This window comes from Magnetococcales bacterium (assembly GCA_015231925.1).
GTDB lineage: Bacteria > Pseudomonadota > Magnetococcia > Magnetococcales > JADGAQ01 > JADGAQ01.
The window spans coordinates 21644-29590 of the sequence record JADGAQ010000031.1 but is presented as its reverse complement, the minus strand read 5'-3'; the positions used below and the strand labels follow the sequence as shown (position 1 = coordinate 29590).

Sequence of the window (7947 nt, the reverse complement as noted above, 5' to 3'; positions counted from 1 at the left end):
TTGTAATTCCGGCACTCCCCGCCGGAGGACAAATCGTCCTCGTTGTACCCTTCGGCGCACGAAAGGGCGTTGGCGCAGGTATCGAGGTGTCCACAATCGACCCCGGCGCGGGGACGACCCTTGCGGCTGGGGAATTCCTGCACCACCAATCCTGTCAGCCGATGGCCATTGGCCAGCTTGCTCCGCTTCAAGCCGTCTTCCCCGAAAGCTCCCCACTGCTTGAAGAAGAACGGCACCCTCCGGATAAGGCACTGCTCCCGGAGGTATCGAGCCCATTTAGGCTGCATCGGCCTGGCCTCGCCCCCGGTCTCCCCGCCGCAGATGACCCAGTGGAGTTGGGACAGCCAGGGGCGAAGATCGACTTTCCCGAGAAGCGGCTCACAGGAGACAAAGCGCACAGCGGCAGGGATTCTCACCAGTTCCGGCACCCGCAAAGCAGCCTCCGTTTGGGTCTCGGCGGTCACGCCCAGCCAGACGTTCCGGGGCCAGACGTTGCCCCACCGGGTCATGGTGGCGATGTTTTGCGGACGTTTGGTCAGCAACTGCCAGACAAGCCAGGGGATAGCCTCGATGAGGCCGAACAGGCGCTCCCGGTGGCTTTGCAGGGATGGCAGATCCTCGAACAGGTCACACATGGAGCCCGCAAAGACCTTTCGCGGAGTCCCGGCGGCCAAGGCTTCGGCGTGCCACTGCAACGGCTTTTGCCAGTTGGCCTCCGAGAGGATCCGCCGGCCATTCTCGCGCCCCCAGAGGTCATGATGACCACACCGCTTGGCCCAGGTTGCGGCGTAGCAGTTGTCGCAACCGGGGGAGACCCGGTCGCATCCTCACCAGGGGTTGAAGGTGTGGTCCGTCCAGCCGATTCCGGTTTTTTCGCCCATCACTTCAACCCCACATTCCAAGCCCTGAACGCTTCCAACCTTGAAGGAAAGTGCCCGATTCTTCGGTTGCAATTAATACAAAACACAGTCCATTCTTTATAAGGGTTTCCAGGAACAGAAAAATTTAAGCGACTTTCAACTTCGAGTTCTTTTCCATCACAGCACAGATAAAGCCCTTCTCGCTCCTCCTCAATCTCCGCGCACCGTTTGTCCCACTTCTCCTTAAGCAACTCAACCTGCTGGTTCATGCCCGCCAAGTCTTGCTGTCCGTCGTAATAGACGGCCATGAATGAACCAACTCAGTTGCATTCGAACGACGTTTTTTTCTCACACATGCGGTACTCGACCGCCGCACAAACAGGGCAAACTCTCATTTCAACGGGCCTTTCGTTCGACTCTTTATGGGTCAGCGATATAGTAGATGCATTCCTCTTTATCTTTGCATTCCTCCCCCTCATCAACCTCGATTTCATCATCCGTTTTCTGGCAAATATATTTATCGGGATCTTCAAGATAGGAGTCGAGATCAACGTACAGGCATGTCATCCTGAAACCTCCTAAACTCCACTCGCCAAACCCAAGGATTGTCTTCCCAATGGTAGCCGCGCTTGGCGTTAATGTTGTTCCATTGTTTTTCATAAAGATTTACAGCTTCAGAGCTTACCAAGTGATTGTATCTATAAAGGCTTTGTCCAATATATTCAACGCCTTCCTTTATTGTTTCTTCATTTGTTATTTCATGCAACCTTTCCGCCCTCAGATCCACCACTTCCAGGATGATGCGGGAAACCGAACGTGGCATAAAGAGAGGAGATTTCCACCCAGCTTTTGGGCTTACAAAGCCATGCTCGTTGTCAGCGTAATAGACCGCCCCTTCGCGGCTTGGATACCACATCTCCTTAACCCACAGCCTGTAACCTGGCTCGCCGTAAGGGGACCGCCAGTATAGCAAGTCTCCGTTTGATGTCGTGTTTTGCGGGCCAAAGAACCATTCGCAATAAGTCCTGCCTTGTCGCAACGACCAGGACGGGAGTCGATAATCAGGGTTGCGTTTATCCTTGATCGGCTGCGGATTTATCACCCTCCTGGTAACCGTTTTTCTGCCATCAAGGATGGCCAAAACTGATTCCGTGTTGAAAATGATCGGACGTTCTTTCATTACCTATTCCTTTTTTTGCTTCCCGATTTTGCTATTCCAGAATTCTATCAATGCACAACTATGAGGGCTGGAGTTTTTGCATTTTTCTTTCACTGGATCATCTTCCTCGAATCGAATTAGATGAGTAAAACAGTAATTCAAAGCAAGAGCGAAGCACTTATTTTCTTGTTCGTTCATTTCGTAAAATCCTCACATCCATTTCCGCCATTTTTACAATCAGAACCGCATGCAGGCTCGGACTGCCTTAAATGGCACCAGTACTTGTGCCACTGTTCGAGGGGTTCTTGCCCGATGGTTACGTCCTCTTCGAGATAGTGGCACTTGTTCATTCCCGCCCCCATAAAAAGAGCCATTTTCAATATTGCACGCCTTTTACCGTCATCACCTTTTCCGGCCCGACATACTCATTGCGATACAGCTCACCCATGACCCTATTTGCCTCAAGCATTACGGCGAAATAATCCACTCCTGTCACACGGACAATAATATCTTTTGATGGTACCGCCAGGGGTGCCATATAATCGTAAGTATCAACATTCCGCCATGTTGGCAGCGGCCTACGTAAATATCGGAAGATGCCAACAGTGCATCTTCCTGGTGGAGCTTTAAGGCTCCTGGTGCCGTAATCGCCTACTTCCGGACTCATCTCACACTCCTGCCGAAACCGCTGCCGCCATCTGCCGCACCCATATGGGTGTCGATCCCAGGGCAAACGTCTCCCCAGCCCGCGCGAGCATGATGGCCCGACCAATCACCTCCGCTACGGCTCGCGCTGCGGGCGGGGGGACGGCGTTGTATCCCCAGTTACTACCGATCCCGAGGTACACAATTACCATCTTGAGAATCTGGCGTTTTGGCCTTAACGGTTTTGCGGGATGGCAGTGGAAGCAAGCCTTGTGAGCATTAAGACTCCGCATCACCCTCAATCCGAGATCGACTGCCTTAGGACTCAGAAGAACAACACTTGATTCTTCCGTCTCCTTGGCGGTCTGTGGCGGGTACTCGAAGTCGGGACAACAGCCGGGGTTGCAGGTACCTGGATCAGGGATATCCGCCTCATGGAGGGTGCAGACAGCAGCCTGATCACCATCGAGGAACAGGCAGGTGTCATGCGGCACGGGAGACTCCTTTGGCGGGCAGCTTCCAGGTGGCCGCAGCCTTCTTCAGGGCCTCGGAGGCATGGCCCCACTTTTTGGCTTGATGCGGTTCCTGGGCTTTGGGGGTGACGGTCTTGGACCGGACGTACTCTTCCAGGTCTTCGAGCCGGTAGCGGACGCCACAGGGCTTCGACCAGGCAGGTCCCTGGCCCTTGCTCCGCCATCTCCTCAGGGTGGCAGGAGAGGTCTGCAGCCAGGCAGCGGCCTCCCCCTCCGTCATGAGGGGGGAGACGATGGGCTTATTCATCGGTGGCCCCCTCGACCCGCAGCATGGACCTCTGCTGCTCCGTCCAGAAACGCAACCCAATTTGAAAAAAGTACCGGGCCTGCTGGGCGGTGCTGCGCTCTTCCTGTTTGGCCAGCGTCCGAACCATGTCCAGCTCCTCCGGGCGCACCACGAAGGCGAGTTCGATCCGCTTGGGGCGCTTGCGCGACTTGGCGGGCGTGGCAGGCGGTGGGGTGCTGACGGTCCGGCGAGCCGTGTTGGTAGTAGTCAAGAACGGCATGGGGTTCTCCTCGCGGGGTTGAATGGTTCGAGCCTTCCGTGGCTTTTTGCCGGCCTTCGGAGGCTGTTTGATGGTCGTCATATCGTTCTCGGGGACTGCCCCGACGAGCCCGCCGCAGCCGTTGCAGTAGGCTTGATAACTCTCCATGGCCCGGAACTGCGCACAGCGTTCCAGGGTGATCGTGGCCTGCATGCGGGCGCAATTGCGGTGGGTCATGGCGACAGCTCATGAACAGAAGGTTGAAAGTCCCAGCCCCTGGGGCTTCCAGGGACTGGGATAACCCTCGCAGCACAGGGGGAACTGCGGGGGTGTTGAGGGGATTATTGAAACGTTCGTTTCAATTGTCAAGTGGAATTTTGAAATGAATGTCTATGTATGTGCGGACATTGAAACGTTGATGGCGGGGCACAAAAAAAAGGGGTGCGCGGTTGCGCACCCCTGGGAGGTCTGGGCATCAGGCGGGTTCTCTCCCGCCCTTCATGCCATCACATGAACTGCTGCAGACAACGCAGTCCAATAATCTTTTTGTCATCCTGCCTCTTTTTCCAAGGTAATCGTATTCTCGGTTGGGTATTTCCACATTGCGCCAGTAGTGAAATCAACCAGACCTAAATCCAGTGTGACAGCCCCAACTACGCCTGCTCCAGAGGCACTGCTTACCAGTCGAGTGGTCGATTGTTTGTATCCAGGAGCAGAACACTGAATAACGATATCATCCTTATCTTTCGTGACATTTATCATATTGTTTTTGCCGCTAATTGAGCCCAATTTTCCCTCATCAACACGTGTTAGGTCACATACCGCTTCTTTTGGTTCAATAGAAAATGTTAACAACTGGCTTGTTCCCTGCGTCAATGTGGCGCAACCACAACACAACAGAAGCGGCATAGATAGAAACAATTTCCTCATTGTCTGGCTCCATCTCAATATGTTGATAGATTTTGAAACAACCGCTCCGTCACAGCCTTCCAGTGTAACTCAGATCCATTATTTCAGAAGCTCCGAGCTTCTCATCTACAAGCTCGGGATATACACGTCCGACAAGAAGACCAAAACCAACCCCCAACCGAACATATTTTGTCCTTCCCTTTTCGAGGTTCACCGATATTCTGCCATCATCTTCAGTCGAGGTTTCGACGAGGTAAGTTCCTGCAGGTCGATCCACATATACAAACCCTCTCGCAATAGATTCTCCAACAATATTATTATTGATTTTTATAGTAGGCTGCAAAGCGGCTCCGAACGTAGTTGACCGATAGAGATATATTCTCCCATTATCCTGCGACAATTCTGGAATTCGGCTTAACATCTCGGTGTATTTTGGACCGCTGGCACACCCGGAAAGCACGAGAAGTATAAAACAGAACATGACTGACAGCTTGGATTGCCCATTGAATTCTCCTTGTAAGATCGGGTAGTGGGTGGGGTTTCCCCGCACCTCACGCTTCCATCCGCGCTGGTGCGAACCGTATGTTCTGGTCCCATAATTCCCGGTAGACCCGTAGGGGATCACCAGGCCCTTCACCGCACCGGCAACCGCAGGATGGCGAAGAGGATTCCGGTCATCAGTCCCATTTGGGCCAGAGTCAAGCCCACCATCCACTTGACCAGTTCCGCCTTGATTTCGACGCTCTTGCTTTCCAGGCCCAACTCCAGTTCCTTCAAGCGGGTTTCGACCTTGGCGTCGAGTTCCTTGATGTCCCGTTTGAGTTCGGTCTTGGCGGCCTCGATCTTCAGGTCGAGTTCCTTGATGTCCCGTTTGAGTTCGGTCTCCACCTTGGCCAGGTCCGTTTTCAAGGCAGCCTCCACCTTGGCCAGGTCCGTTTTCAAGGCGGCCTCCACCTTGGATAGGTCCGTTCTCAAGGCGGCCTCCGTCCTGGACAGATCCTCCTTCGAGGCAAGCCGTTCCGCCAAAGCCTCGGCCAGGAGTTCCGCCTGAATCTCGGCCTGGGGTTCAGGAACCCCCGCCTCCCGCAGGCGCTTGACGTATTTCAAGGTATCGAAGGCAAGGGATGCGCTCATGGTCTTTCTCCCGGCATAAATCACTGGAAGGGTCAGAATAGCAGATCCGCCTGCCCAAACAAACATTCATGAAGAGCGCGGGCGGGGTCTCCCCCGCCCTTCACGCTACCATCCGCGCCGGCGCGAACCGGAGCTTCCGGTCCCGTAGGTGCCACCATAGGAGGAAGAGCCATACGGGCTCACGCTGCCACTTTGTCCGGTGTAGGGATTGGTGTTGCCCTGGGTGCTGTAGTTGTCGAACATGGAGTTGTTCGGGGCGGAGCGCACATGCGGCTGCACATAGGAACCGTCCCGGCGGACATGCCCGTTGACGAAGACATCATCATCCCAGGCGAAGGCGGTACCGGCGACGAACAAGGCGGCAAGGAAGAGGACGCGCTTCATGGGCTTCTCCTTCATGACGGAAGATTGAGGTTGGAAGTCGGACCGTCAGGAGTATACCGGAGGAAGAGCGGCAGGAAAAGATGATTTTGAGATGGAGTCAGGTCAAATTTCCGTTATTGGGAGTAAATTTTGGAATTTGACCGGGAAGGATGATTTTCCGGAAATCTTTAAGGCCACAGCACGCTACTGGAGTTCTTCAGCATTTTCCTGTTCGATCCATTTGAAGATCGTGGCGGCTGGAGAGGCCATAAGATCCTCGTAATAGTCCTGTGTATCATTTTTGGCATCGCGGATAGTGCTGGACAGAAAATAGAAAAATCCGCCGTTGTAGTCAATACCACACAAGAAGGTGTTCCCATCCTGGAAATCCGTTGCATCAAACAGGAGTTCACATTGCAACACTTGATCAAACAGCAATTTGGCACGCCAGAGGAATCTTGGCAAGGTGGTTGTCAGCAGCTTATGCAACGCGGGGCCATGCAACTGTTTTTTTGTTATTAGCTCCTCTTTAAAAGGATTAAGCCTACTGATATAAACATCCCATTCCAAAATCCTGTTAGAGCTTAAATTGCACATTTCGTCAACACGGCGATGAAAAGACTCCACCTGATGAATGATGTAATCCAAGGGAATGCGGATTTTTGGATAGAGAGGAATCAATAAGTGACCAAGAACCGCCCGACAACTTCCAGGTTCGCCGCCACCGGAACACTTTTTCCAGTAGGTAGTGAGGGATTCACATCGGACCTTTTTACCGTCTTCAATGGCATTTACGACACGATCATCAAACTCCATTCTGGCGAAGGGGCCAACACCATCATCATGCACATATATCTTGTCCATGCGGTGGGCTGCCAGAGGAAGGATCGGGTCTGGCGTATAGGGTTTCTCTTCAATTCCGGGCAGGTTGTAGCCAGTCAGAGCGACTGCATGGAGGCCACAGAACTTATGATCTATATTTTGTTCATAAGTATTCCCACTTTCCCCCGAGCAGTCGAAGAGGGCAAATCCAAGGATACATGGGATATCGCCTCGCAAATAGGCATAGGCCGCCGCCTTGAAGCTGGTTCTGTCTTGAATACCTATCAGATAGGATTCCATGCCCAATGAGCGAATGGCGTGAGCCATTTGAGGCAGGTTGAGCCCTTTGTTTGGGAATGGACGCTGCTCGGGGGAGATGTATTGAGTGGCTTTTCGTGTAATCTCGATGGGAGAGGGGAAAGCGTGATGGAAGAGTTCTCCGGTCCCCTGCAACGCCGTTCACACAGCACTGGTTGCGCAGGCAGCGGCCACGCTGTCCTGTTCTTGAAAGGCCAGGGTATTGCTGATTGTCAGGGGAATTCCGAACAGGTTGGCCTGATAGGACCGGGATCGGACATAATAACGACTTCCTTCTGTCCCATACGTTTTGAGACATGTCTTGCCAATCATTCTTTTTGGCAAGGGTTTGATCACCATAAAACCGAGATAGGACTCTTGAAGTTTGCTCTGCGGCAATGCTCCGCTTCCCTGCAGGAGAGAATACATGTCGTCTTCAAGGAACTCTATACTAAACAGGTGAATCCTGGCACAACGGTTTGGATATTCTGTAAAACAGCGAGCGTAGTAGCCAGTGTAATCCTCCAAGTAGTCGTGATCGACATAGCTCGTCTCGACAATTATCGTTTTTAGACCCAGATCCGCAAAATAGTTTGCCAGATACCCGGTGCTGGTTTTTCCCGCCACGAAGTCGCGATCACCTCTGCCAAACTTGGCAAGGAGTTTGACGAAAGCGTCGAGGGTATACGGTACAACTTCATACGGCTGGAGTTCCTTTTTCGGGTCTTTCATACCCGGAC

Annotated in this window: 12 protein-coding genes and 1 pseudogene; all 13 read right to left on the bottom strand. The window is 53.0% G+C overall.

Annotated features, from left to right (window positions below; genetic code table 11):
- A pseudogene (locus tag HQL56_05745) lies at positions 1 to 824 on the bottom strand (phage Gp37/Gp68 family protein).
- 56 nt (positions 825 to 880) lie between these two features.
- Positions 881 to 1168, bottom strand: a complete 288-nt coding sequence (locus HQL56_05740) for a hypothetical protein (protein ID MBF0309008.1) — start codon at positions 1166 to 1168, stop codon at positions 881 to 883.
- Between the two features lie 239 nt (positions 1169 to 1407).
- Positions 1408 to 2040, bottom strand: a complete 633-nt coding sequence (locus tag HQL56_05735) for a hypothetical protein (protein ID MBF0309007.1) — start codon at positions 2038 to 2040, stop codon at positions 1408 to 1410.
- Positions 2041 to 2395: 355 nt separating this feature from the next.
- The gene (locus HQL56_05730; protein ID MBF0309006.1) at positions 2396 to 2686 is read right to left on the bottom strand and encodes a hypothetical protein; all 291 of its coding nucleotides are present in this window, start codon (positions 2684 to 2686) and stop codon (positions 2396 to 2398) included.
- A 1-nt stretch (position 2687) separates the two neighbouring features.
- Positions 2688 to 2876: a hypothetical protein gene (locus HQL56_05725; GenBank protein ID MBF0309005.1), complete on the bottom strand. Its 189-nt coding sequence runs from the start codon at positions 2874 to 2876 to the stop codon at positions 2688 to 2690.
- A 271-nt stretch (positions 2877 to 3147) separates the two neighbouring features.
- Entirely contained in the window at positions 3148 to 3444 is a 297-nt protein-coding gene (locus HQL56_05720; protein ID MBF0309004.1) for a helix-turn-helix domain-containing protein, read from the bottom strand.
- Positions 3437 to 3919 carry a hypothetical protein gene (locus HQL56_05715; protein MBF0309003.1) on the bottom strand — a complete coding sequence of 161 codons (483 nt, stop codon included), beginning with the start codon at positions 3917 to 3919 and terminating at the stop codon, positions 3437 to 3439. Before HQL56_05715 ends, HQL56_05720 begins: the two co-directional genes overlap by 8 nt.
- A 312-nt stretch (positions 3920 to 4231) precedes the next feature.
- Positions 4232 to 4612: a hypothetical protein gene (locus HQL56_05710; GenBank protein ID MBF0309002.1), complete on the bottom strand. Its 381-nt coding sequence runs from the start codon at positions 4610 to 4612 to the stop codon at positions 4232 to 4234.
- 49 nt (positions 4613 to 4661) lie between these two features.
- Positions 4662 to 5072, bottom strand: coding sequence for a DUF2846 domain-containing protein (locus HQL56_05705; GenBank protein MBF0309001.1), 411 nt, complete (start codon positions 5070 to 5072; stop codon positions 4662 to 4664).
- A 152-nt stretch (positions 5073 to 5224) separates the two neighbouring features.
- Positions 5225 to 5725, bottom strand: a complete 501-nt coding sequence (locus HQL56_05700) for a hypothetical protein (protein MBF0309000.1) — start codon at positions 5723 to 5725, stop codon at positions 5225 to 5227.
- A 105-nt stretch (positions 5726 to 5830) separates the two neighbouring features.
- A complete protein-coding gene (locus HQL56_05695) occupies positions 5831 to 6109 on the bottom strand; it encodes a hypothetical protein (GenBank protein ID MBF0308999.1) in 279 nt (92 codons plus the stop codon).
- A gap of 183 nt (positions 6110 to 6292) precedes the next feature.
- Positions 6293 to 7237, bottom strand: a complete 945-nt coding sequence (locus tag HQL56_05690; protein MBF0308998.1) for a hypothetical protein — start codon at positions 7235 to 7237, stop codon at positions 6293 to 6295.
- Between the two features lie 132 nt (positions 7238 to 7369).
- Positions 7370 to 7939, bottom strand: a complete 570-nt coding sequence (locus HQL56_05685; GenBank protein MBF0308997.1) for a hypothetical protein — start codon at positions 7937 to 7939, stop codon at positions 7370 to 7372.
- Positions 7940 to 7947: the final 8 nt, after the last annotated feature.